The 23,561-nt window shown below is 73.0% G+C and carries 20 protein-coding genes; 9 read left to right on the top strand and 11 right to left on the bottom strand.

Annotation, left to right across the window (positions count from 1 at the left end):
* Positions 1–2: 2 nt before the first annotated feature.
* Together ACZ6R6_RS07515 and ACZ6R6_RS07510 are read right to left on the bottom strand one after the other, a co-directional pair.
* Entirely contained in the window at positions 3–230 is a 228-nt protein-coding gene (locus ACZ6R6_RS07515) for a hypothetical protein (protein ID WP_470091011.1), read from the bottom strand.
* A gap of 104 nt (positions 231–334) precedes the next feature.
* The gene (locus ACZ6R6_RS07510) at positions 335–1,420 is read right to left on the bottom strand and encodes a M12 family metallopeptidase (RefSeq protein WP_470091009.1); all 1,086 of its coding nucleotides are present in this window, start codon (positions 1,418–1,420) and stop codon (positions 335–337) included.
* 191 nt (positions 1,421–1,611) lie between these two features.
* Between ACZ6R6_RS07510 and ACZ6R6_RS07505 the strand changes: the two genes are divergently transcribed.
* Complete coding sequence (locus ACZ6R6_RS07505; protein WP_470091007.1) at positions 1,612–3,318, top strand: helix-turn-helix transcriptional regulator; 1,707 nt, start codon at positions 1,612–1,614, stop codon at positions 3,316–3,318.
* A 102-nt stretch (positions 3,319–3,420) separates the two neighbouring features.
* Here ACZ6R6_RS07505 and ACZ6R6_RS07500 read toward each other — a convergent pair whose 3' ends face one another.
* A complete protein-coding gene (locus ACZ6R6_RS07500) occupies positions 3,421–6,024 on the bottom strand; it encodes a CHAT domain-containing protein (RefSeq protein WP_470091005.1) in 2,604 nt (867 codons plus the stop codon).
* Positions 6,025–6,111: 87 nt separating this feature from the next.
* Between ACZ6R6_RS07500 and ACZ6R6_RS07495 the strand changes: the two genes are divergently transcribed.
* The 5 genes from ACZ6R6_RS07495 to mltG all read left to right on the top strand — a co-directional run bounded on the left by ACZ6R6_RS07495 (position 6,112) and on the right by mltG (position 10,211).
* A complete protein-coding gene (locus tag ACZ6R6_RS07495; protein ID WP_470091004.1) occupies positions 6,112–7,542 on the top strand; it encodes a S8/S53 family peptidase in 1,431 nt (476 codons plus the stop codon).
* A gap of 59 nt (positions 7,543–7,601) precedes the next feature.
* Positions 7,602–8,177 carry an RNA polymerase sigma factor gene (locus ACZ6R6_RS07490; protein ID WP_470091003.1) on the top strand — a complete coding sequence of 192 codons (576 nt, stop codon included), beginning with the start codon at positions 7,602–7,604 and terminating at the stop codon, positions 8,175–8,177.
* Positions 8,174–8,623 (top strand): hypothetical protein, encoded by a 450-nt coding sequence (locus tag ACZ6R6_RS07485; RefSeq protein ID WP_470091001.1) that lies wholly within the window; start codon positions 8,174–8,176, stop codon positions 8,621–8,623. The genes ACZ6R6_RS07490 and ACZ6R6_RS07485 overlap by 4 nt, the downstream gene beginning before the upstream one ends.
* Before the next feature lie 119 nt (positions 8,624–8,742).
* Positions 8,743–9,255, top strand: coding sequence for a SigE family RNA polymerase sigma factor (locus tag ACZ6R6_RS07480; RefSeq protein ID WP_470091000.1), 513 nt, complete (start codon positions 8,743–8,745; stop codon positions 9,253–9,255).
* Complete coding sequence (mltG, locus tag ACZ6R6_RS07475; RefSeq protein WP_470090999.1) at positions 9,252–10,211, top strand: endolytic transglycosylase MltG; 960 nt, start codon at positions 9,252–9,254, stop codon at positions 10,209–10,211. The genes ACZ6R6_RS07480 and mltG overlap by 4 nt, the downstream gene beginning before the upstream one ends.
* Before the next feature lie 200 nt (positions 10,212–10,411).
* Here the strand turns inward: mltG and ACZ6R6_RS07470 are convergent, their stop codons facing one another.
* The 7 genes from ACZ6R6_RS07470 to ACZ6R6_RS07440 all read right to left on the bottom strand — a co-directional run bounded on the left by ACZ6R6_RS07470 (position 10,412) and on the right by ACZ6R6_RS07440 (position 19,690).
* Entirely contained in the window at positions 10,412–11,533 is a 1,122-nt protein-coding gene (locus ACZ6R6_RS07470; protein ID WP_470090997.1) for an alcohol dehydrogenase catalytic domain-containing protein, read from the bottom strand.
* A 96-nt stretch (positions 11,534–11,629) separates the two neighbouring features.
* On the bottom strand, positions 11,630–12,454 hold the full coding sequence (locus ACZ6R6_RS07465) for a DMT family transporter (RefSeq protein WP_470090996.1): 825 nt from the start codon (positions 12,452–12,454) through the stop codon (positions 11,630–11,632).
* A 322-nt stretch (positions 12,455–12,776) separates the two neighbouring features.
* A complete protein-coding gene (locus ACZ6R6_RS07460) occupies positions 12,777–13,388 on the bottom strand; it encodes a glycerol-3-phosphate responsive antiterminator (RefSeq protein ID WP_470090995.1) in 612 nt (203 codons plus the stop codon).
* A 16-nt stretch (positions 13,389–13,404) separates the two neighbouring features.
* On the bottom strand, positions 13,405–14,967 hold the full coding sequence (locus tag ACZ6R6_RS07455) for an FAD-binding oxidoreductase (RefSeq protein WP_470090994.1): 1,563 nt from the start codon (positions 14,965–14,967) through the stop codon (positions 13,405–13,407).
* A complete protein-coding gene (locus tag ACZ6R6_RS07450; RefSeq protein ID WP_470090992.1) occupies positions 14,964–16,637 on the bottom strand; it encodes a glycerol-3-phosphate dehydrogenase/oxidase in 1,674 nt (557 codons plus the stop codon). The genes ACZ6R6_RS07455 and ACZ6R6_RS07450 overlap by 4 nt, the downstream gene beginning before the upstream one ends.
* Positions 16,634–18,214, bottom strand: coding sequence for an FGGY family carbohydrate kinase (locus tag ACZ6R6_RS07445; RefSeq protein WP_470090991.1), 1,581 nt, complete (start codon positions 18,212–18,214; stop codon positions 16,634–16,636). Before ACZ6R6_RS07445 ends, ACZ6R6_RS07450 begins: the two co-directional genes overlap by 4 nt.
* A gap of 39 nt (positions 18,215–18,253) precedes the next feature.
* On the bottom strand, positions 18,254–19,690 hold the full coding sequence (locus tag ACZ6R6_RS07440; protein WP_470090989.1) for an MFS transporter: 1,437 nt from the start codon (positions 19,688–19,690) through the stop codon (positions 18,254–18,256).
* A 196-nt stretch (positions 19,691–19,886) separates the two neighbouring features.
* On the opposite strand from ACZ6R6_RS07440, the gene ACZ6R6_RS07435 reads away from it, so the two are divergent.
* The 3 genes from ACZ6R6_RS07435 to ACZ6R6_RS07425 all read left to right on the top strand — a co-directional run bounded on the left by ACZ6R6_RS07435 (position 19,887) and on the right by ACZ6R6_RS07425 (position 21,757).
* Positions 19,887–20,180: a putative quinol monooxygenase gene (locus tag ACZ6R6_RS07435; protein ID WP_470090988.1), complete on the top strand. Its 294-nt coding sequence runs from the start codon at positions 19,887–19,889 to the stop codon at positions 20,178–20,180.
* A gap of 102 nt (positions 20,181–20,282) precedes the next feature.
* The gene (locus ACZ6R6_RS07430) at positions 20,283–20,972 is read left to right on the top strand and encodes a DUF4097 family beta strand repeat-containing protein (RefSeq protein ID WP_470091351.1); all 690 of its coding nucleotides are present in this window, start codon (positions 20,283–20,285) and stop codon (positions 20,970–20,972) included.
* 131 nt (positions 20,973–21,103) lie between these two features.
* Positions 21,104–21,757, top strand: coding sequence for a class I SAM-dependent DNA methyltransferase (locus tag ACZ6R6_RS07425; protein ID WP_470090986.1), 654 nt, complete (start codon positions 21,104–21,106; stop codon positions 21,755–21,757).
* Between the two features lie 127 nt (positions 21,758–21,884).
* Here ACZ6R6_RS07425 and ACZ6R6_RS07420 read toward each other — a convergent pair whose 3' ends face one another.
* Entirely contained in the window at positions 21,885–23,441 is a 1,557-nt protein-coding gene (locus ACZ6R6_RS07420; RefSeq protein WP_470090985.1) for a glycosyl hydrolase family 18 protein, read from the bottom strand.
* Between the last annotated feature and the right edge of the window lie 120 nt (positions 23,442–23,561).

The raw sequence follows: 23,561 nt of genomic DNA, 5'->3' as shown, positions 1-23,561 counted from the left end.
GTCTACTCCTTCGGGCCCGTGAGACGCCGCAGCTCCTCCAGTCCGTTCGCCTCGCCCTTGTACAGCAGCAGGTAGCCGTCCCAGACGAGGGCGCCGCTCTCGGTCGGGTTCTCCGGGTCGAGCTCGGCCGCCTCGACGACTGTGAGCAGGTCCTGGATCGGCGCGCCGAAGTTGACGATGCCGGCCTGCTGCAGGGCGTCCGCGATGCTCTTGACGTTCTTGTTGCGCATGGGGTTTCCTCTCTTGTCCACAGCGCTCGCTGTGCGCGGCGCTTGTCGTCCACAGCTGTGCACGGTGCCTGTCCGTCGGCGGCGCCGGTCCGCGGCGCCGGTGGTCACCAGCACATGACCGCCGTCTGGCCCGACCCCCATGAGGAGTGCAGGCGCACACGGACGATGTAGTGGCGTCCCTTGACCAGATGGGCCGTCAGGGACGCGTTGTCCGGCCGCCCGCCGTCGTCCTCGCCGGTCAGGTAGCGCGGCTCCCCGCCGATCACCTCGAACAGCACGAGCACCGCGTCGCTCTCGCCGAACGTGGCGACGGTGTGGTCGCGGGTCGCCTCGGCGACGATCAGGAAGTCGGCCTGGGCCCCGGCCGCCAGGCCGAGCGGGACCGAGCGGAAGGGGACGAGCCGGGGCGGCTCGGCGTCCCCGAGGGGCGGATACCAGCGACGGACGGACACGGCGTCGGTCTCGGAGATCGTTCCCGGCGGGAAGAGCCCGGCCCGGTACTGCTCCGGCTCCAGGATGAGACCCGGGTTGAAGGGGTACTCCATGATGGACCGCGGGTCCCAGGCCGAGCCGTTCACCTCGTTGGGGGCGTGCTTGCGGATGATGTTGTGGAAGGTCCGCTCCCGGGGCCAGAAGTTCGGCGGGCCGGCCAGATCCGCGTAGACCGCCTCCTCGTCCCAGACGATGCCCGCGAACGGGCTCTGGTGCTCGTGGACCATCCCGAGGGCGTGGCCGATCTCGTGCAAGGCGGTGGGCCGCTGGTCCGGGGGTGTGAGGTCCCACCCGAAGTTCATGGTGCGCTGGCCGGTCCCGACCGCGAGCGCGCTCCGCCCCACCTTGGAGTACGATCCGTCGCCCCGCTGGAAGCCGATCCGCAGCTCGGCCTCGGTCCGGTCGGCCACCTCGACGAACTCCAGGCCGATGCCCAGGTCCTTCCACGCCTGGAAGCCCTCGCGGACGACGTCCTGCTGCTCCTTGCCGCCGACCCAGGACACCCAGCGCTCGACGCCCTCCTCCGGGACCGTGATGACGGACCCGTCGCCGTCCCCGTCGAAGAAGTAGTAGTGCAGGACCGTGCCGTTCAGCCACAGGAAGCGCGTGGCGGCGATCGCGTCGAGCCGGTCGGTCTCGAGGCCCGCCGGCAGCGGCGGCGGGGGCTGGGGCGGGATCGAGCAGTAGCGAGTGTTCATAGCAGCAGGCTGCGGCCGGCCACCCGGCGGGCGCCTGAGCCGGGACCTGCTCAACCGCCCCTGTATCAGGAGTGAGTAGTCCGGCTCCCACTGTCATGGACAACCTCCGGGCGCCCTGGCCGTTCGCCGGCCGGGGCGGTGAACTCGATCTCATACGGCAGAGCCTTTCCGCAGGTCACCGGGGAATCGTGGTGACCGGGACGGCCGGCAGCGGCAAGACCCGCCTGGGCGCGGAGGCCGTGCGCGGCATGGAGCACCTCATGGTCGCCGGGACGCCCGGGGCACGGCCGATGCCCCTGGCCGCGTTCGCCCACCTGCTGCCCGACACCTTCTCCCTCCACCGGGCGGCGCAGGCGCTGCGGGCGGTGCGGGTGCTCGTCGTGGACGACGCCCACCTGCTCGACGACGCCTCCGCGGCGCTCGTGCACCATCTGGTGGTGCACGGGCGGACCCGTCTGCTCGTCATGGCCCGGCCGGACCGTGGCGCGCCGGACGCCGTGGCCCGCCTCTGGGCCGGTGACCTCCTGCCGAGCCTGGCCCTGGACCCCCTCGCGCCGGAGGCGTCGGCCCGGCTCCTGGAGGCGGTGCTGGGCGGCCCGATGGACGCCCTGACCGCCCGCCGGCTGGACCGGGCCTGCCAGGGCGACCTGCGGCTGCTGCGCGAGGTGGTCGTCGCCCTGCACCGGGCCGGGCGGTTGAGCGGGGCGGGCGGCCGGTGGACCTGGCGGGGCCCGCTACCGGTCACCTCGCAGGTCGAGGAGCTGGCGGCGGCCGCCCTCGCCGACGTCGGCGCGGAGGAAAGGGAGGCGATGGAGACGCTGGCCTTCGGCGGGCCGGCGGAGGCCGCGACCCTGCCGGAGGCCGTGCTCGAACGTCTGGAGGCCAGGGGACTCGTCGCCGTCGACGACCGGTCGGCGGTCCGCCTCGTCCACCCCCTGCACGGCCCGGTGCTGCGTGCCCGGGCCGGACGGCTGCGGGCCGGGCGGCTGCGCCGCGCCGGTCGGGATCTCGCCGCGGCGCTGGCCGCCGAGTGCGGCGACCTGCTGGAGCGCGCCGCCGCCGGGGACCTGCGGGAGATCTCCGGCGGTCTCGGGGAGTGGCTGGTCGAGGAGGACGCCGGCTGGGACGAGCCCGCGGTGCCGGAGTTCTGCGCCCACCGCGCCCGGTACGCCAGGCTGCGGGGCGAGGTCCGCGAGGCCCTTTCCTGGAGCCGTGAGGGGCTGCGCCGCTGTGACGATCACCCCGCCTGCCTGGCCGAGCTCGCGCACGCCGCCGCCTACCTCGGCGACCTGCGGACGGCCCGGCGGGCGCTGTCGGGCGGCGCCGTACCCGCACCGGCCCGCACGTGGCTGCTCGCGGCGGAGGGGGACATCGACGGGGCGCTCCGATCCCTCACCGGGGGCTGCGCGTTCGCCCTGCACGACGCCGTACGGCTGGGCGCCCCCGGCCTGGTCGCGGACCGGCTGGGGCGGCTGCCCGGCGGCCTCGCCGCGCTGCTGGCCGGCCATGCCACCGCGCTGATCTCGCGTGACGGGGCGGCCCTGGACCGGGTGGCGGACCGGCTCGAACAGCGCGGTCTGCTGCTGCACGCGGCCGAGGCGTCCGCGCAGGCGGCCACGGCCCACCGCGACCACCGGGCCGCGCGCGTGTCGCGGAACAGGGCCTCGATCCTGGCCGGCCGTTGCCAGGGAGCCCGGACCCCGGCCCTGGTCGACGTCACGTTGGGGGAGCTCACTCCCCGGCAGCGGCAGATCGTGAGCCTGGCCGCCAGGGGGCTGAGCAACCGGCAGATCGCCGAGCAGCTCACGCTGTCCGTCCGCACCGTGGGCAACCACCTGTACGGCGCCTACAGCCGGCTGGGCAGCGGCGACCGGGCCGGCCTGCGGAGCCTGTTCTGAGCCTCTCCCCGGCAGGGGCCCGGGGACCGGGCCGGAACGGGACGCGGAGAGCGGGGACCCGGCAGACGCGAAGGACAGGACCGGGGCGGGGGAGCGGGAACCTCAGGCCGCCCCGATCGCGGAGAAGGCCCACCCGGTCGCCTGGTGGACGGCGTCGTGCGGCAGCGCCCGCCGCGCGTCGAGCAGGGACTCGGCCATCGTCCGCCCCGCCCGCATCCCCTCGTGGAGGGTCAGCATCAGCGGCACCACGGCCTCGTCGTTGACGGGGACGCAGCTGGCCACGATCCCCGCGGTGCCCAGCGGCAGCAGCGCCGTGGCGAGGCCGAGCAGCTCGTCCGCCCCGACCGGGGCCAGCCGGCCGGAGTCGCAGCTCGACAGGATGATCTGGTGGGGGCTGCGGCGCAGGCGCTCGAAGTCGTGCACGGTGAGCGGGCCGTCGTCCATGCGGAGCGAGGAGAACATCGGGTTGTCGGCGCGGAAGGTCCCGTGCGCGGCGATATGGGCGAGGAGGCCGCCGTCGATCGCCTCCAGCACGGCGGGCACCGACGCCGTGCCGTTCTCCAGCACGGTCGCCCCGCCGTACCGGCCCGCGAGCCGGGGCACCTCCGCGCCGCCCGTCGCCAGGCCGGGGCCGCGGACGAGCACGAGCCGGCCCTCCCTGGGCGGTTCGATCTCGTGGGCGCGGAGCCAGCCGCCCGCGGACGGGGACACGCTGAGCGCGCGTTCCCGCAGCGCGGGCAGGAGCGCCCACGGCACGCCGTGCAGCCTGCCCGGCGGGACCACCACGACCGGGCCCGTCCCCAGGTGCCGCGCGGCCGGGCCCAGCAGGATCTCCTCAAGCCGGCGGCCCCCGGCTTCGAGGACGGCGAGCCGGCCGGCGGCCCCCGGGTGGGCGAGCCGCCGGAGCCCGGCCCGCACGTGATCGGCCTCGATCATCGCGTCGGCGAGCCGTCCCGCCGGGAACCTGCGCACCCGTCCGCCGCCGCAGAGCAGGACGTGCAGGTCGCCGTCCACCGCGACGATCTCGACCAGCCGCCCGTCCCCGAGCCGGTCGAGTAGCAGCCGCACGTCGAGGCGGTGGCTGTCGTCGCTCCCCTCGCCGCGGATGTGGAGCGTCCTGGCCCGGATCTCCCGTTCGAGGCGGCGCCGCTCGCGTTCCAGCGCGGGGACCGGCGCGCCCGCCGACCGCGCGGCCTCCGCCCGGCTGCTGATCTCCCGGAAGGCGGTGATGTCCCGCAGCAGCGCGGGGTCGGCGGGCGGGCGCGTGGGGGGAGCGGCCAGCACGGTGGCCCGCCACCGCTCGCTCCAGACCAGCAGCCGCCGCGGGGAGCCCGACCGCAGGCTCACCCGCTGGGCCAGCGCGGCCAGCTCAGCCCCCTGCGCGGTCGCCCGCGCCCGCAGTTCGGAGGCGCCCAGCGTCATCCGGTGCTCGTCGAGCAGATCCAGGCCGCGCCGGCAGGCGTCCAGCGCCTTCCTGGTGGACCCCGCGCTCTCGGCCCGCAGCGCCTGCGCCGCCCACCCTCCGGCGCGGGCGGCCGCCGGCCCCCTGAAGCGCCCGCGCGCGGCGGCGACCAGATGGCGCTCGGCGTCGGCCGCCCAGCCGAGGGCGAGAGCCGTACGGCCCGCGAGCAGCGACGCCTCGACGGCGCTCGGCGAGCCCAGCTCCGACAGCCGGGCCGCCACCGCGGCGGCCTCCCCCACCAGCCGTCCCGAGATCCGCCCGCCACCGACCCGGGCCTCGACGAGCACCAGCCGGGCGTGCGCCTCCCACCAATCCCGGCGCTGGCTGGAGAACAGGCGGATGGCCGCCGTCGCCCGCGCGACCGCCGTCTCCGCGTCACCCGTGGCGTTGGCCGCCCGCGCGGCGGCGAGCAGGAGCTCGGCCCTGCGGGTGCGCTGCCCGCCGATGCCCTCCAGCACGCCCGTCGCGGCGTCGGCCTCGTCGAGCGCCTCGCGCGTGAGTCCCGCCGCCATGAGCACCTCGCAGCGCCGGATGTTCAGCATGAACATCGGCGTGCCGAGCGCCGCGTAGCGCCGGGCGGCCTCGTCGAGCAGGCGCAGCGCCACCGGGATGTCCCCGGAGCGGAAGGCGGCCAGGCCCCGGCTCTCGACGGCGTCGGCCTTGTCGTGCTCCTGGTCGGTGGTGGCCCACAGGCGCTCGGCGCCGCCGAAGTCGGCCTCGGCGCGCTCGACCGAGCCCATCGCCAGGTGGACCGTGGCGCGGAGGGTGAGCGCGCGGGCCGTCCAGATCACGTCGCCGGCCTGCCGCAGCACGGGGATGGCCCGCCTGAGATCGTCCAGCGCCTCCCGGTGGCGTCCCAGGACCCACCGGACGTAGCCACGCTTGAACAGCACGCGGGCGAGAGTGACGCCGCTCCCCCGGGCGACGGCCCGCTCCAGCGCCGCCACCCCGCGCTGCGTCCTGCCCGCGTGCACGAGGGCGGAGCCGAGGGTCGCGAGCACGTCGGCCTCCCGGTCGCAGGAGCCGGAGCGGGCCGCCAGGTCGCGGGCCCGCCGCAGATGACCGAGCGCGGCGTGCAGGTCGCCGAAGTCCCGCTCCCAGATCCCGAGGACCTGGTGGGCGACGGAGGCGTCGTGGGCGGTGGGGCCGGCCGCCAGCACGGCCCGTGCCCTCGACAGCGCGTCCTGCGGACGGGCGAAGACGAGGGGGAGCAGGTCGAGGATCGGCGGGCTTCCCCCAGTCACGGATCGATGTTAGTTGTGAGGGGGTGTATCAGCCAGGGATCGGAGGGCTCTTGCTGACGACAGATCCGCTCTGAGAAGGACCGTGACATGACGCCCGACAGATTTCAGGAACAGTTCGTCCAGATCCAGCGGGCGATGCCGGACGTCCCCCTCGCCGCCGGCCCGGACGACGCCCCCGAGTTCCTCTACGAGAAGGGCCACATCCTGGCCGGTGACGGGGAGGACGCCCGCCTCGTCGTCGACGCCGTCATCGACCGGTTCCGGGAGATCCCCGGCCGGGAGGAGCCGGTGTGCCGGGTCGGACCCGAGGCCAACCGGGGCGGCGTCTCCCGGATCCGGGTGGGAGACCCGGCCAGGGGTGACCGGTGGAGCGACCGGGACGTGTCGGACGCCCTGCGGGCCCTGCGTGATCTGGAGCACCGGGCGGGGCGCCGGCTGGCGAGCCGCAACCACGTGGTGACGATCGCCGTGAACTGCTGTCCGGGCGACGAGCCGGTGCCGGTGCCGCCCACGCTGCCGCCCAATCCCGGAGTGGTCCAGGGGGCCTCCTCCGGGGGCGGCGCGGTGTCCGTCCTGGTGGTCGACACCGGGCTCGTGCCCGATTATCAGACCCACTGGTGGGAGGGGCGCGTCACCGGCGACCTCAGGGGGGCGACGGCCGATTCGGAAGGCGTCCTGCGGCAGTACGCCGGCCACGGCACCTTCATCGCCGGACTGATCGCCGCGGTGGCCCCCAGCGCCACGATCACCGTCCGGAACACCCTCCACGACGCCGGCGCCATCTCCGAACACGCGCTCGGGGAGAAGCTGTTCGAGGCGGTCGAGGGCGGCTGGCCCGACATCATCAACCTCTCCGCCGGGACGCCGAACGGCTGCCCCCGCACCCTCATGGGGCTGGAGCCGTTCATGGCGGCGCTGCGGGCGCGGCCCCGGACGCTGCTGGTGGCCGCCGCCGGCAACAACGCGAGCGCCACGCCGTTCTGGCCGGCCGCCTACGCGGCGCTGCCGGACTACGAGGACGTGGTGGTGTCGGTGGGGGCGCTGCGCGGCGACGGCGAGTTCGGGGCCTGCTTCAGCAACCACGGGCCCTGGGTCACGGTATACGCGCCCGGAGAGCGGCTGACCAGCTCCTTCGCCGGGCGGCGGGACCCTGTGCCCTACGACTACCAGCACTCGACCTTCGACCGCTGCCGGTACGGCTTCGCCTACACCTGCACCTGCCAGCACCCCCGGCACGTCGGCGAGCTCAGCGAGGAGCGCGTCCCGACGCCGGCCAGGGTGGAGACGGTCCTGTTCGACGGCCTGGCGCAGTGGAGCGGCACCTCTTTCGCCACCCCCCTGGTGGTCGCCATGATCGCCGAGTACATGTCGGCGAACAAGGAGACCGACCCCCGGGTGGCCGCGAGAGAGCTCCTCGCGGCCGGCGCCGGACGCGCCGAGGTCCGCGGCGCCTCCGTGCCGGCGCTCCGGCCGCCCACCTGGAGTCCCACCCCGGTGGTGAGGCTTCCCCGTCCGTGACGCCCCTGCGGGCTGATCTCGCGGCGTACGATGACCCCCCCGGACACAAGGACGGCGCCGTGGACCGTGACTCGATCGGCAGACTCTTCCAGGCCGCCGCCGACGGGGACGAGGTGGCCTGGAAGGCGCTCGTGGCGGGCCTGAGCCCGCTGGTCTGGTCCGTCGTCCGCGCGCACGGGCTGACGGAGGCCGACGGGCACGAGGTCTACCAGACCACCTGGTTCCGGCTGGCGCAGCACCTGCGGCGCATCCGCGAGCCCGACAAGGTGGGGTCCTGGCTGGCCAGCACGGCCCGGCACGAGTGCCTGAAGGTGATCAGAGCGGCCCGCCGCCTCGCCCTCACCGACGATCCGGAGATCCTCGACCGGCCCGGCCGCGACCGGACGCCGGAGCAGGTGGTGATCGACTCGGAGGAGGCGGCGGCCGAGGCCGAGCGGATCCGGCAGCTCTGGCAGGCGTTCCAGGAGCTGGGGGAGAACTGCAGGCGGTTGCTGCGCGTGCTGATGGCCTCGCCGCCGCCCAGCTACCAGGAGGTGTCGGCGGCGCTGGGCATCGCCGTGGGGAGCATCGGCCCGATCCGGGGGCGCTGTCTGCGGCGGCTCCGTGCCCGCCTGGCCGAGAGGGATGTCCGATGAACCACGATGACGCGTCCGATGACGCCGTCGACGCCGCGACGGAGGAGGCCCTGCGGCACGCCGCCGGGATCGTCGACCCGGTGCCCGCGCACCTGCTCCAGACGGCGGTCGAGGCCTACGCGCTGTACGCGCTCGACGCCGAGCTCGCCGAGCTGGTCTTCGACTCCCTGACCGAGCCGGCCCCGGTCCGCGGGACGGACCAGCCGCGGCTGCTCACCTTCCGCGGACCCGGGCTCACCCTGGATCTGGAGATCACGGCCGGCCGCCTCGTGGGCCAGTTGCTCCCGCCGCAGACCGCGGAGATCGAGCTTCTGGGCGGCCGCCCGGCCGCCTTCACCGCCGACGCCGTCGGCCGTTTCGCCTGCGATCACGTGCCCCCCGGCCCGTTCAGCCTGCACTGCCGGGCCGGCGGAGCCGTGGTCGCCACCGAGTGGCTCACCGTCTGAGCGCCGCCCGGACCGCCCCGGACGGGACGGGCGGTCCTGGAGACAGGTCGGACCGGACGGATCGGCATAGATCGGAGACCTGCCCGCGTCCTTGGCTGGTGACACACTGAGGAGGACGGGTGGATCCAGGATTTGCGGCGGACTTCCGGCAGTTCGTCATCGACCGGTCGGAGGCTCTGTTCCGTACCGCGTACCTGCTGACCGGTGACCGGTACGCCGCTGAGGACCTGGTGCAGTCGGCGCTGGCCAAGACGTCGGCGAAGTGGCGCGGCCTGCGCGACCCGGCGGCCGTCGAGGGTTACGTCCGCCGTGTCATGTACCACGAGCAGGTGAGCTGGTGGCGGCGCCGTTCCCGCATCGCGGAGGTGTCCACCGGATGGCTGCCCGAACAGATCGGCGACGGGCACGCCGAGATCGTGGACCTCCGCCTGGTGATGCGCACGGCCCTTGCCCGGCTGACACCCCGGCAGCGGACCATACTCGTGCTGCGCTACTTCGAAGACCTGTCCGAGACCGAGATCGCTCGGCTGCTCGGGGTCAGGGTGGGCTCGGTCCGCAGCCAGATCTACCGGTCGTTGGAGCGCCTGAAGAAGGCCGCACCCGAGCTGAGCACCGTGAGGGAGCTGCGATGAACATCGAGGATCTGCTGCGCGAGACCCTCTCCGACCTGGCCCACGAGGAACAGCCGCCCCCACCGGGCCGGTTCCTCAAGGCCGGCGGAGGCCGATCCCCCCGCCGCGGCCTCGCCCTGGCGGCGGCGGCGGCCGTCATGGTGCTGGCGGTCGGATCCGCGCTCGTGGTCGGAGGGCTGTCCTCCCGGGTGACGGTGTCGCGGGAGCCCACCGGGCAGGGCACCGGCCAGGCGCTCGCGGAGACCGGACGGGGGCGGATCACCCTGACCGTGAAAGCGGGGCTGCGGCTCTCGGACATCTTGAATCGGCTCTCGACCGCCACCGGCAGGCCCGTGGCGGAGTTCGAGCGGGCCGCCGAGGACGGCGGGGCACTCGGCCTGCCGGCCTACGCCCAGGGCGCGCTGGAAGGATTCGCCTTCCCCGCGACCTACGAGGTCTCACCGGAGTCGAGCCCCCGCGAGATCCTCGCCGCGATGGTCACCCGCTTCAACCGCGCGGCCCGGGACGCCGACCTGGTGGCCGGCGCCAGGCGCGCCGGCCGTACGCCACTGGAGATCCTGACCATCGCCAGCATCGTCCAGGCCGAGTCGACCGGCAGGCGCGACATGGCCAAGATCGCGCGGGTCATCTACAACCGCCTCGGCGGCAACCCCCCGCGCAAGCTGGAGATGGACAGCACGGTCATGTACGGCCTGAACAAGTACGACGTCAGCGTCTCGAACGAGGATCTCAAGAGCCGCTCGCGCTACAACAGCTACAGGTATCTCGGCCTGCCGCCCGGTCCCATCGGCAACCCGGGGGAGGAGGCCATCGAGGCCGCCCTGAAGCCGGCCGCCGGTCCCTGGCTGTTCTTCGTGACGACCGATCCGGAGAAGGGCGTCACGAAGTTCGCCGCCTCCGAATCCGAGTTCCTCAAGCTGAAGGAGGAGTTCCGGAAGAACCGCGGGAAGGGGTGACGGAACGGCGCGCGTCCCGTCTGTGGTCACGTGTCCCCCGGCCCGACCGGCCCGACCGGCCCGCACCGCCGGGCCGGAGGAGCGGTGGTCGCCGCCGAGCGGCCCATCGGTTGGGCGGCGGTCGCCGCCGGGCGGCCCATGGGCTGGGCGGTGACCGGGCCGGGCCGTCCGCCACGTGCCGCACCGGACCCTCAGCGGGTTTACCGGCCGTCGGCGTCGTCGAACACGATGACCTGGCGGATGGCGGTCCCGTCGGCGAGCTGGTCCATCGCCTCGTTCACGGCGGAGAGCCGGATCCTCGACGACACCAGCGCCTCGACCGGGAGCCTGCCTTCGCGCCACATCTGGGCGAAGACGGGGATGTCGCGGGCGGGGACCGCCGAGCCGAGATAGCTTCCGACGATGGTCCGCCCCTCCGCCACGAGCCCGAGCGGCGAGATCGACGCCCGGGCGTCGGGCGCGGGGAGCCCCACGGTGACGGTGCGGCCGCCGGGAGCGGTCGCGGTGACCGCGGTCTCGAAGGCCCGGGCGTTCCCGGCCGCCTCGACGACGATCGGCGCCCTGATCCCGAGCTCGACGACCTCGGCGGGGCGGTACACCGCGTGGGCGCCCAGCTCCTGTGCGGTGACGAGCTTGTCCGGGTTGCCGTCGACGCCGATGACCGTGACGCCGTCGAAGGCGAGGGCGGTGATCAGCGCGGCCATGCCGACGCCGCCGAGGCCGACGACCATCACCGTCTGACCGGCGGAGGGCCTGCCGACGTTGATGACCGCGCCGCCGCCGGTGAGCACGGCGCAGCCGAGGATCGCGGCGACCTCGGGAGGGACGTCCTCGCCCACCGGGACGACCGAGTGCCGGTCGACGACGGCGTGGGTGGCGAAGGCGGAGACCCCGAGGTGGTGCAGGACCTCGGCGCCGTCCCGGCGCAGGCGGACGCCGCCGGCCAGCAGCGCTCCCTTGTTGTTCGCCGCGCTTCCGGGGACGCAGGGCGTCACCCCGTCGGTGGCACAGCCCTCGCACCCGCCGCAGCGAGGCAGGAAGGTCATGACGACCCGCCGGCCGACCTCGACGTCGTCGACGCCCGCGCCGACCTGCTCCACCAGGCCGGCCGCCTCGTGCCCCAGGAGCATGGGGACCGGGCGCACCCGGTTGCCGTCGACGACCGACAGGTCCGAGTGGCACACGCCCGCCGCCTCGATCCTGACGAGGAGCTCGCCGGGGCCGGGCGGGTCCAGTTCGAGCTCGGAGACCGACAGGGGCCGGGACTCGGCGTACGGGCGCGACCGGCCGATCTCTTCGAGGACGGCTCCGCGGATTCTCATCACATCACCTCTCCAGGGGGTTCGGGGTTCTGTTCGACATCGGTTTCTCGGGCGGACGCGCGCGGCTGGAGCCGCCGGGGACAGGACCGGGCTTGTTCACCCTTCATCCTGTGCCGGCCGGTGATTGGCGAGCAGGACGCCGGCGCCGCCGAGGACGAGCCCGGCGACGGCGAGCGGATGCAGCGACTGGCCGACGAGCAGCCAGGCCAGCACCGCCGTCACCGAGGGCGTCAGGAAGAACATCGTGCTCACCCGGCTGGCGGACGAGCGCAGCAGCATCATGTTGAGCAGGATGAACGCCGCGATGGAGTTGACCAGCACCATCCAGGCCACGGACCCGCCGAACGCCGCCCAGTCCGACACCCGCGGGGTCTCGACGGCCAGGCAGGCCAGCCCGACCGCCGGGGCGCTGACGAGAAGCTGCACGGCGGTCCCGGTGCGGACGTCCATGCGCGGGACGAAACGCTTCTGGTAGAGGGTGCCGGCGCTCAGGCCGGACAGCCCGACCAGGCACAGCACCACGCCCCAGATCGAAAGGCTCACCCGGTCGGCGACGGCGAGCAGCACCCCGGCCGCGCCGAGGGCGAAGCCGAGTCCCTGCCGCCGGGTGACCCTCTCGCCGAGGAAACGCGTGGCCAGCACGATGACGACAGGGTTGAGCCCCTGGACGAGGGAGACGACGGCCGCCGGGAAGCCCATGCCGAGCGCGGTGTAGAAGCTGCCGAACTGGACGGCCTGGATGAGCAGGCCGGAGACGGCGATGTGCGCCAGGGCCCGGCCGCGCGGCCAGGGCGCGCGCGTGATCAGGGCGTACCCGGCGAGCAGCACCCCGGCCAGGGCGAAGCGCGCGAACATCAGGAGCAGCGGCGGAGCGGCCGCGACGCCCGGAACGCCGGCGATGAACGCGCTGCTCCAGAGCACGACGAACACGGCAGGCGCGGCCGCGGTCAGGCGCGGGCGGTCGCCCGCCGGCGGTTCCGGTCTGGACGCGGTCCCGTCCGTGTCGCCGGGCGCCGCCCTGCCCGTGCCGCCGGGTGGTACCCCGGGAGCCGCCGGTGGCGGACCAGGGGGCGGTCCGGACAGATCCGGCGTTACCGGCGTCATCGAGTCGTCCTTCCGTGCGGAGACTGCTCACTGCGGAGGGCCGCCGGCGGATCACGCCCATGCGGCGGCCGAGGTCACGCGGACCCGCCCGCGCGTCAGGGCGGGGCGGTACGGGTGGACCGGTGGGCCGGGAGGTGTCTCAGGAGGCGCGCAGGGCCGAGCGGCGCAGCCCCCACAGCTCCTCGTCCGAGGTGCAGACCCCGGCGGCGCCGTGGTGGAGTGCCTCGACCACGTCCGCCTCGTCCTGGACGAACCCGGCCGCCAGATACGGCACGCCGAGCGCTCTGGCCTGCTGCTCCATGTAGCGCAACACGACGGCGGGCATGAGCTGGACCAGGTCCGGGCGGGAGCGGGCGATGGACTGGAGGCTGCGGTGCAGGTTGGAGCGGTCGGTGACGAACACCTTCTGCATGGCCAGCAGGCCCAGACTGCTCGCCCGCTCGATGATCGCCGCGCGGGTGGAGCAGATCCCGATCGCCCCGATCCCCTTGAGGTAGGTCAGGGCGCCGGGGTCGTGGCCCAGACCGGGGGTCGAGTCCATGTTGACGAACACGATCTTGCCCGCGGCGATGGTCCGCCGGACCGTCTCCGTCAGGTCGCCGAGCGGGACCGAGGCGAGGATGCCGAGCGGGGTCGAGGTGGTGGTGAACCGGTCCGCCATCTCCACACCGACCAGCGACGCCATGACGGGATGTTCCGCCAGCGCGGCCAGCAGGCGCCGATCAACGGGACGTTTCGGACGATGGTTCACCAATCCACCTTATGTGCTAGCCCTGGTCGGACGTACCGGCCCCGAAACGGTCGGGCAGCCCGAGCTTCCCGGGGTTCATGATCCCCGTCGGGTCGAGGGCCTGCTTGACCGCCACCCAGGTGCCGAAGCCGCTGCCCAGCGAACGCTCCACGTACGGCGAGCGCAGCAGTCCGACACCGTGATGGTGGCTGATCGCGGCGCCGTGCCGGATGAGCACCTCGTTGGCGGCGTCCCAGGCGGCCCGGTACCACTCGCGGCGGCGGGCCCGCTCCACGTCACCGCGGAGCGAGAAGTACAGGCAGGCCCCGTCGGTGTAGGCGTGCGACTGGTGCGCGGAGGCGCGCAGCGTCCCCGGGACCGCCTCGATGGCTGCGACCACCTCGTTGTAGATCGTCGGCAGCGACGACCACGGCCCGGCGATCTCACAGGTGTCGGCGACGAAGCCGGGACCCTTGGCGAAACCGTCACCGGACTTGCCGACGAGCATCCGCTCGTCCAGCCAGCGGGCGAGGAGCGCGTCGCCGTCGAGCGTCACCGACGCCCGCTCGCCGCAGACCTCCTCGGCCACCGCCATGGCCGCGTCCACCAGCGCCGGGTCCCCCTCGTCGGCGATGAGCAGCAGGTTGGTGCCCGGCTCGCCGAAATGGGTGCCGCTCTCGTGCGCGTCGTACAGGCGCAGCACCGCGGGGGTCGCGCCCCGCTGGAGGATCTCCCGGCAGGCGTCCAGACCCGCGGCGAACGTGTCGAACCCGTACGCCAGGCCCGTCGCGTAGGAGGGCAGCCGGTGGGTCCGCAACCGCAGCCGGGTGATCACGCCCAGGGTGCCCTCGGAGCCGATGAAGAGCTGGCGGAGGTCCGGGCCGACGGCGGCCCGGGGATAGGTGCCGTAGCTGGCGGTGCTCCCGTCCGGGAGGACCACGTCCAGGCCGACGACCATGTCCTCGATCTTCCCGTACCGGGTGGACAGCTGGCCGGCGCCGCGGCAGGCGGCCCAGCCGCCGACCGTGGAGATGGCGAAGGCGGACGGCCAGTGCCCGGTGGTGGCGCCGTACACCTCCTGCAGCTCCTTCTCGAACAGGTCGCCGAACATGCCCGCCTGCACCTCGACGATCATCGACTCGGCGTCGAAGGAGATGATCCGGTTGAGCCGGCAGACGTCCAGCACGACCCCGCCGAACACCGGCAGGGCGGCGCCGAGGACGTTGCTGCGGCCGGCCGAGACCGTCAGGGGGATGCCGTGCGCGCGGCAGACGCGGACCACGGCGGCCACCTGCTCCTCGTCGGACGCCTCGACGATCACCGCGTCCGGGGTGGCGGGGTTGCCGTCCGTCTCCCCGATGGACGTGCCGGCCCACCAGTCACGGGTGCGCAGGATCACCTCGTCCCGGTCGGTGTGCACGGCGGCGGCGACCGCGCGCAGCTCGGCGACGACCGTGTCGGGGACCTCCACCACGGCGGTCTGCAGACTGGCCTCTCCCGCGCCGGGCGGGCAGTCGGCGGCCCAGCGCGGCGGGGTGGGCGCGCCGACGACGTAGTCGCCCCGGTTGAACGGATGGGTGATGGTCTGCCTGCTGATCATGAAAGTCCCTCCATCAGTACGGTCTTCTCCCGGTCGATGCCGGAGATGTAGTCGTCGACCTGCCGGGCGACCTCGTCGTCGGACAGCCCGAGCTCTCGCTGGAGCAGCCGGCCGACCTCCGGGGCCGCCTTGACCGACAGGTCCCGGGCGAACACCCGCATCCGGGTGCGGCGCGACAGCACGTCGTCGACGGTCCGCGCCAGCTCGCACCGGGCCGCGTAGACCACCTCGGCCCGCAGGTGGGCGGTGCCCTCGATGATCGGCTCGACGAGGGACGGATCCTCGTTGAAGAGGTCGGCGACGAAGCGGGCCTCGGTGCCGTACCGCTCCCCCAGGTGGGCGCCGAGCCCCCCGGTGGCCGAGGTGGCCTCCGTGTCGTAGCCGGCGCCGCCCAGCAGGGGGAGGCGCGCCGTACGGCAGCGGGCCTGGCGGCCGAGCACCTTCAGGGCCTCGTCGACCACGAGCTCGCCCATGTGGCGGCTGGTGGTGAGCTTCCCGCCGGTGACGGTGACGAGCCCGTGCGCGTCCGTCGAGATGCGGTGGTCGCGGCTCATGTCGAGGGTGGCCCCCTCCTTGCCGCCGACCAGCGGACGGAGCCCGGCGATCGAGCCGACCACGTCCTCGGGGGTGAGGTCGGCGTCGAAGGCGGTGTTGGCCCCGTCGAGGAGATACCGCATCTCCTCCCGGGTGCACAGCACCTCCTCCAGGGAGCCCTCGTAGTCGGTGTCGGTCGTCCCGACCACGACCACGTCCCCCCATCGGGTGCAGGTCGCGCGGCGGGCCCGGCCGGGGATGGGCACGGTCACGGTGCCGTCGATGGGCAGCCGGGTCCACGGCACCACGATGTGCACCCCCTTGGCGGGGCGGATCCGAGGCCGGTGGCCGGGGTCCGACAGGGCGTCGAGCGTGTCCGACCAGACTCCGGTGGCATTGATCACGACGCTCGCCCGCACCTCGATGTCACGGCCGTCGACCTCGACGGTCGCGCCGCGCACCCTGCCGCCCTCGCGGACGAGGCCGCGGCAGGCGGCGCCGTTGAGCACGGTCGCCCCGAAGTGCGCGGCGGTCCGCGCGATGGTCAGGGTCAGGCGCGCGTCGTCGGTGCGGCTGTCGTAGTAGAGCAGCCCGCCCTTGAGCCGGTCGGCGCGTAGCCGTGGGGCGCGGGCGAGGACCTCGGGCACGCTGAGCCGCTGGTGGAGCCTGCCGATGCGCCATCCCCCGGCGAGGTCGTAGGTCCACAGCAGGCCCTCGAAGGCCTTGGCGATGCGCGCGTCGAAGACGCCGTCCTGGGCGAGGACGGGGAAGACGAACGGCAGCCGCTGTACCAGGTGCGGCGCGTTGTGGCGGAACCGCTGCCGCTCCAGCAGCGAACGCCGGACCAGCGGCAGGTTGCCCTGCTCGATGTACCGCAGGCCGCCGTGCACCATCTTCGACGACTTGGAGGAGGTGCCCGACGCGAAGTCGTCCCGCTCCACGAGCGCCACGGTCAGGCCGCGGGTGACGGCGTCCAGCGCGGTGTAGCAGCCGGTGACGCCGCCGCCGACGACGAGGACGTCCACGTGCTGGGAGGCGAGCCGTTCGATCTGCTCCTGGCGGTCGAGTTCCAGCGCGGTGCGCCGGATGGCGCTCTTCGTCTCTGATCTCGCCTTACGTTCGGGAAGCCGGATCACGACGTTGATTCCTCCTGTGAATCGGGTTCGGCGCCGCGGGCCCCGGGCCTCGGCGGCCGGGCGCCGTGGTCGGCGGGGGTGATGTGGCGGGCCAGCAGGTCGCGCCACTCGGCGCGGGCCTCCTGGCGCCCGGCGTCTGACAGGGTGGGTTCGAAGACGGGGGCGGTCCGGAGCCCGGCGACGGCCGCCGAGAGGCTCGGCCACAGCCCGGTCCGCACGCCGCCGAGGTAGGCGGTGCCGCGGAGGCTGGCGGTCCCGTTGTCGCGGGCGCGCCGTACGGGCCGGCCGATCAGATCCGCCTGGCTGGACATCAACACGTCGCTGGTGGCGAGCCCGCCGCCGCAGAACAGGTCGGTGACCGGCCGGCCCATGGCTCCCTCCACGCCTTCCAGCAGATCGCACACCGAGTGCGCGAAGCCGTCGAGGATGCCGCGCGCCAGCTCCGCCCGGGTCGTGGACAGGCTGAGCCCGGTGAGGATCCCGGTGGCCTCCGGCGACCAGACCGGGGTCCGCAGCCCCGCCAGCGCGGGCAGGAACCGCACCCGGCTCGGCCCCGTGTGCTCGCGGGCGAGTTCGGCCAGCTGGGCCGGTGACTCGAACAGCCCGATCTCCTCGCACAGCCAGCGCATCGCGGAGCCGGTCGTCGGGGCGTACCCCTCCAGGCTGAACACGGACGCGCCCGCGGACCGCCAGCCGACCAGGGTGAGCACCCCCGGCACCTGGCGGAGGTGGGCGGGCGGCCGGTCGCCCGCGACGGCGTCGAGGAACGTGCCGGTCCCGTGGACGCACATGGCCTGACCGGGCCGGTGGGCGCCGAGCGCGATCATCGCCGCGTGCTGGTCGCCCATGACGGACAGGATGGGCAGCCGCACGCCGAGGACCGACGGGTCGGTGACGCCGAAGTCGCCGTCCTCGTCCACGATCCGCGGCAGCAGGTCGCGCGGGCAGCCGAGGAAGTCCACCCACGGCCCGTGCCAGTCCCCCGTCCGCAGGTCGTAGGCGCCCGTCGCCACGGCGTTCGTGGCGGACATGACATGGCGCGCCCCGCCGGTGAGCTTCCAGACCAGCCAGGTGTCGATCGAGCCGAAGGCGAGCCGGCCCTCGTCGTGGGCCCGGCCGGCGGCCTCGTTCCGGGTGAGCTCCTCCGCCGCCCACAGCAGCGGCGCCCGGGAGCCGACCGGCCGGCCGGTGTGCTGGACGAGGTGCGCGTCCCACTCCGGCTCCCACTCCCGCAGCCGGGCGGCGTAGCGGCGGTCCTGCCACACCACGGCCCGGCTCAGCGGCGCGCCGGTCACCGTGTCCCACAACAGCACCGTGGCGCGCTGGGTGGAGATCGACACTCCGGTGATCTCCACCCCGTGCGCCGAGGCCCAGTCCAGCGCCTCACGGCAGACCTGGACGGTGTTCACCCAGATCTCCGTCCCGTCCTGTTCGACGCGCAGATGGTCGGGCGAGCAGACCGAGATGGGCAGGTAGGCGGGTGGTGCCGTGCCGCCGTCGTCGAGGACGACGGCGGCACGGGTGCCCGTGGTGCCCTCATCGATGCTGAGCACGCCGCGGCGGCGTTCTCCGGTCATCCGAGAAGGTCCTTTCATCGTGTCCGAGCCGGACACCGTTCAGGCCGACACCGGCTTGCGCTGCTGGAGGCGGATCGTCTCTTCTTCCAGGTTCACCGCCACGCGGGTGGGATCCCACTTGATCGCCACGCAGGTGAGCAGGCCGACCAGCGGCACCACCGACAGGAGCATCAGGCTGGTGCCCACCCCGAGACCCGCCTGGAGCTGCGGGAACAGGTACAGGCCCGCGACCGATCCGAGGCTGCCGAGCATGCCGGTCACGCCGGTGCCCAGCGTGCGGATGTCACTGCGGTACGACAGCGCCGCGATCGACTTGCCGTTGGGGCCGGGGCCAGCGGAGTGGAAGAAGATGAACAGCACCGGCAGCATGGCGGCCAGCGCGATCGGTAGTTCCTTGAACGTCGCGCCCATGACCAGCAGGGCGACGAACACCATGGCGTACCCGAGCATGGAGCTGATCCGCAGACCCAGCCGGCGGCCGGCGTAGGCCGACAGGCAGCCGCCGATGATGCCGACGGCGTTGAACGCCATGGAACCCAGGGTCGCCTTCTCGAACTCCTTGCCGAACAGCTCAAGGCTGATCACCGGCAGATACCAGCCCACGGCGAAGTACTGCATGGCCTGGGTGAGGGAGATGACGGTCGACAGCATGGTCCGCGGCAGGTAGGGCTTGCGGAAGAGCACGCCCGCGTCCCGCAACCCGACCTGGTGCGCCGGCTTCCCGGACTGCCCGGCCTCCTGGGGCCCTTCCTGTGCGGCGAACCCGTACATCCGGCGGAGGTTCGCCACGGCCTCACGGAGGCGTCCCTTGGACGCCAGCCAGGTGGGGCTCTCCACCAGGAAGGTCAGCTGCAGCACGAACAGGGCGAGCGCGAAGACGGCCGCGGAGCCGACGGACCAGCGCCAGATGTCGGCGCCGACGTCGAACTTGTAGAACACCAGGGTGAGCAGGAGGTTCATGGTCGTCGCGGTGTACCAGACGCCCTGCCAGAAGTTGAGCCTGCCCTTGAGGGAGGCGGGCGTGTATTCGGCGAGCAGTGCCATGGCGACGGCGAAGTCCATGCCGTAGGCGATGCCCACCAGGGCCCGCCCGGCGAAGACCGTCTGGAAGTCCGAGCCGGCCGCGGTCAGCAGGGCGCCGAGCGCGAAGATGACCTTTGTGATCAGCAGCGGTCTGACCCGGCCGATCCGCGCGGCGAGCCAGCCGCCGAAGGGGTTGGAGACGATCGCGATCGCCGGGGCCATCGCGGTGAGCAGGCCGACCTGCGCGGGTGACAGGTCCAGCTGCTTGACCATGGGGGACAGGCCGGCCCCCAGTGCCGCGTTGGAGTAGGCGTCCAGGAACAGACCTGCCAGGGCGAGGAACCAGATCCAGTTCGCCCTGCCGCTCAGGGTCTTGAGAGTGTCGATGAGATCGGCCGCGTCTCCCGCGTTGCGGATGACTGCTGTTCTTGTGGTCGCGGGGCCGTCGTCCATGCCCAGCCGCCTTTCAGGGGGGTTGAATCCCTTGCCAGCGGTCCAGGAACGACAAAAAGCACAGACGAAGACCACTGACAGGGATGTCTTCGTCTGTGCCTGTCGGTTAACAGGACGTTATTTATGCATGTCCGTTATGTCAAGGGTCATGACCTAAATGTGACAATCAGGGACATTAACCCTAAAGTCGCACACCATGTCTTATGTCGTGCAAGCCGTCTGGACCGCCCGTGACGGAGAGGAGAACGCCGTCGCCGACATCATCCGGATCATCACCCCGCTGTCCCGCCGGGAGCCGGGCAATCTCGTCTACCTGGCCCACGTCTCCGTCGACGACCCCCGGCGGTTCATGATCTACGAACAGTACGTCGACGCCGCGGCCTTCGAGGCGCACCGCGCCTCCGAGCACTTCCAGAAGCACGTCGTCGGCGACTGCCTGGCCCGCCTCGCCTCCCGGGAGGTCGTCGCCTACGAGCCTCTCGACCCCTGACCCGACCCCGCCGCCCGCCGGTCGGGGGTCCCCTGGGGGTTGTCTCAGGGGATCCCCCGATGCGCGGCCACCCGGCCGGGCGGGAGGATCTTCGTCGTGAAGATGAAGAACGTGATCGCCGCCGGAGCGCTGCTGGCCGCTTGTGCGTTGTTGACCGGATGCGGCCTGCAGGACGTCGGGAAGGCTTCCGCGCGGGACGAGGTCTCCTACGACGTCGAGGACCGGGTGGCCAAGCTGGACGTCCGGGGCCGGACGGGGGACATCACGGTCGTCGAGAAGGACAGGACCGGGATCCGGGTCGTCGAGACTCTCTACTGGCGCGGGGACAAGCCGAAGACGGAGCACCGGGTGGAGGGAGAGGCGCTGGTCGTGTCCTACCGGTGCGAGTCGGACTGGGGCTCGTGCGGTGTCAACTACCGGGTGGAGGTGCCCAAGGGGCTGCACGTGAAGGTGGACAGCCGGTCGGGCGACATCACACTCCATACCCTGTCCGGGGTGGTCGAGGCGGCGACCAGTTCCGGCGACATCGTCGCCAGCGGACTGGGCGGCAAGAAGTTCCTCGGCGAGACGGTCTCGGGTGACATCGAGCTGAGGTACACGGCCAAGCCCGACGACGTCGAGATGGAGACCGCCAGCGGCAACGGCACCGTCTACGTCCCCGACGGGGCCTACGACGTGACCACGGACGCGGTCACGGGCGACGCGGCGGTGAAGGTCACCGACAACTCGGCCTCGAAGCACCGGATCTCGATCACCACCGTTACGGGCGACGCGAAGATCCTGCCCGCCTAGGCTCCCGTCCTCGCGCCGACCGTGCCGGGGCCCGGTGACGGGACGCCGGTCGGGCGTTCGGCACCCGGTGGCCGGGGTCCGCGACACGCGCCGTAGCGCCGGGCGGGGGGCAGCGGGCTACGGTGATCCGCGTGACCGAACCCTCCTACCTGACCGCCACTCGGGCGTCCTACGACACCGTCGCCGTCGACTACGCGGAACGCTACGGAGACGCGCTCGCGTCGATGCCGTTGACCCGCGCGATGCTGGCCGCGTTCGCCGAACTCGTGCGAGCCGCCGGAGACGGGCCGGTCGCCGATGTCGGGTGCGGGCCCGGACACGTGGCGGCGCACCTGAACACGCTGGGAGTGCCGGTGTTCGGCGTCGACCTGTCGCCCAGGATGGTCGAGGTGGCCCGGCGGAAGCATCCCGGCCTGCGCTTCCACGAGGGCTCGATGACCGCGCTGGATCTCAGGGACGGCGGACTGGGCGGCATCGTCGCCTGGTATTCCACCCATCACGTCCCGACGGAGCAGCTGCCGGTGGTGTTCGCCGAGTTCCGGCGGACGCTGGCACCGGGCGGCCACCTTTTGCTGGGGACCCATGTCGGCGACGAGCGTCTGCATCTCCAGCAGGCGTACGGCCACCCAGTCTCCTTCGGCTCCTACCTGCTGCCGCCCGACCGCCTCACCGAGCTGCTCGCCGAGGCCGGGCTCGTCGTCACCGCGCGGCTGCTGGAGGAGCCCGGTGAGGGGCGGAAGAGGCCGCATGCCTGCCTCCTGGCCCGCAAGCCCGGACCGGCGTAACCGGCAGGCGGACTCGCGGGCAGGAGACCCCGTCCGCGGTGGGGCCGCGTACGCCGCCCCGGCCGGTGCGCGGCCGGGGCGGCGTGCCGCCAGGACCCATGCCGGCAGGCCCGGATGGGCGCACCGGTCAGCGGCCTTGCAGGCTCCTGACGTTGTCGCCGAAGGTCCAGCCCTTCGACCCGTCCCAGTTGATGGACCAGGTCATCAGGCCCTTGAGGTTGCCGCCGAAGCCGTTCCAGCTCTGGCTCACCAGGGAGGGCGCCATGTAGCCGCCTCCCGCTCCGGGCTGGGCGGGCAGGCCGGGGACCTGCTTGTCATAGGGGACCCTGATCGTGGTGCCCTGGATGACCAGCCCCTTGTCCAGACAGGTGGTCTGGGCGGTGAATCCCTGAACCGTTCCCGCGGAGTAGGAGTCGCCGGAGCAGCCGTACATGCTCCCGTTGTAGTACTGCATGTTCAGCCACCAGAGGCGGCCGTTGTCGGCGTACTTCTTGATGATCGGCAGATACGCGCCCCAGATCGAGCCGTAGGTGACGCTGCCTCCCGTGACGTACGCCGTCTCGGGGGCCATGGTCAGGCCGAAGTTGGCGGGCATCTGAGCGAGCACGCCGTCGATGATGCGGATGAGGTTGGCCTGGGACGGGGACAGCTGGTTGATGTTGCCGCTGCCGCTGAGGCCGGTCTCGATGTCGATGTCGATGCCGTCGAAGTTGTACTTCTTGAGGATCGGCACGATGGTCGCGACGAAACGGTCGGCGACGGTGCTGGAGCTGAGATCGATGCCGGCGGTCGCTCCGCCGATGGACATCAGGATCGTCAGACCGGCGGCCTTGGCCTGGCACATCTCGGCCGGGGTGGCGACCTTGACGGTGGAGTCCATGCCGTCTTCCCACAGGGCGGTGCCGTCGGAGCGGATCACCGGGAACGCCGCGTTGATCACGTTGTAGCCATGGGCCTGGATGCGGGAGTCGGTGATCGGGATCCAGCCGAGCGGCGGGTGCACACCGTTCGACGCGCCGTCCCAGTTCTCCCAGTACCCATGGAGGACCTTGCCCGCCGGCCTCGACTTCACCGGGCACGTCGTCCCTGGCGTGGGCGTGGGCGTGGGCGTGGGCGTGGGGGTCGGTGTCGGTGTCGGTGTCAGGGTCGGGGTCGGGGTCGGCGTCGGCGTCGGTGTGGGCGTGGGGGACGGCGGGGATCCGGGACCGTCGAAGCTCACGTCATCGGCGTAGTAGGTGCCCTGGCCGTACCAGCCGTGCAGGTAGATCACGGCGGTGGTCTGGTTGGCCGCGGTGGTGAAGGGGACGGTGAGCTGCGTGTACGCCGTCGCCGATGAGGTCCAGGTGGATCCGCCGCCGTTCACGCCCAGGTATACGTAGCTGCCGCGGACCCAGGCGGTCAGGGTGTAGGCGGTGCTCGGCCGGACGGTCACGGACTGGCTGCACTGGGCGGTGTCGGAGGCGCTCGCCGCGCCGGCGAGCGCCTTCGTGCCGGAGCGGGCAGGGGAGCCGACCACTGATCCCAGTCCGCCGGCGCAGGTCCAGGGCGAGAGGGCTCCGGTCTCGAAGTCCGGATTCACAAGCAGGTTGGCCGCGTTGGCCGGCGTCTGGGCGATGAGGGCGCCCACGGCCGCCAGCAGTAGCGACACTGCCAGCGTCAGCAGACGCGATGTTCGGTTTCGCATGCGGGTCTCCCGGACCAGGAGCGATCGGAGCCTCTGCGCCGATCGAGGGGGTGAGGGTACGGGTGATGGCGCACTGGCGAGGCCGGTGGATTCGCTCGCCAGCGAGCTACTGGATGAGTG

The sequence above is a fragment of the Streptosporangium sp. NPDC048886 genome (genome assembly GCF_055586905.1).
This window is presented reverse-complemented; position numbering and strand designations above follow the sequence as displayed.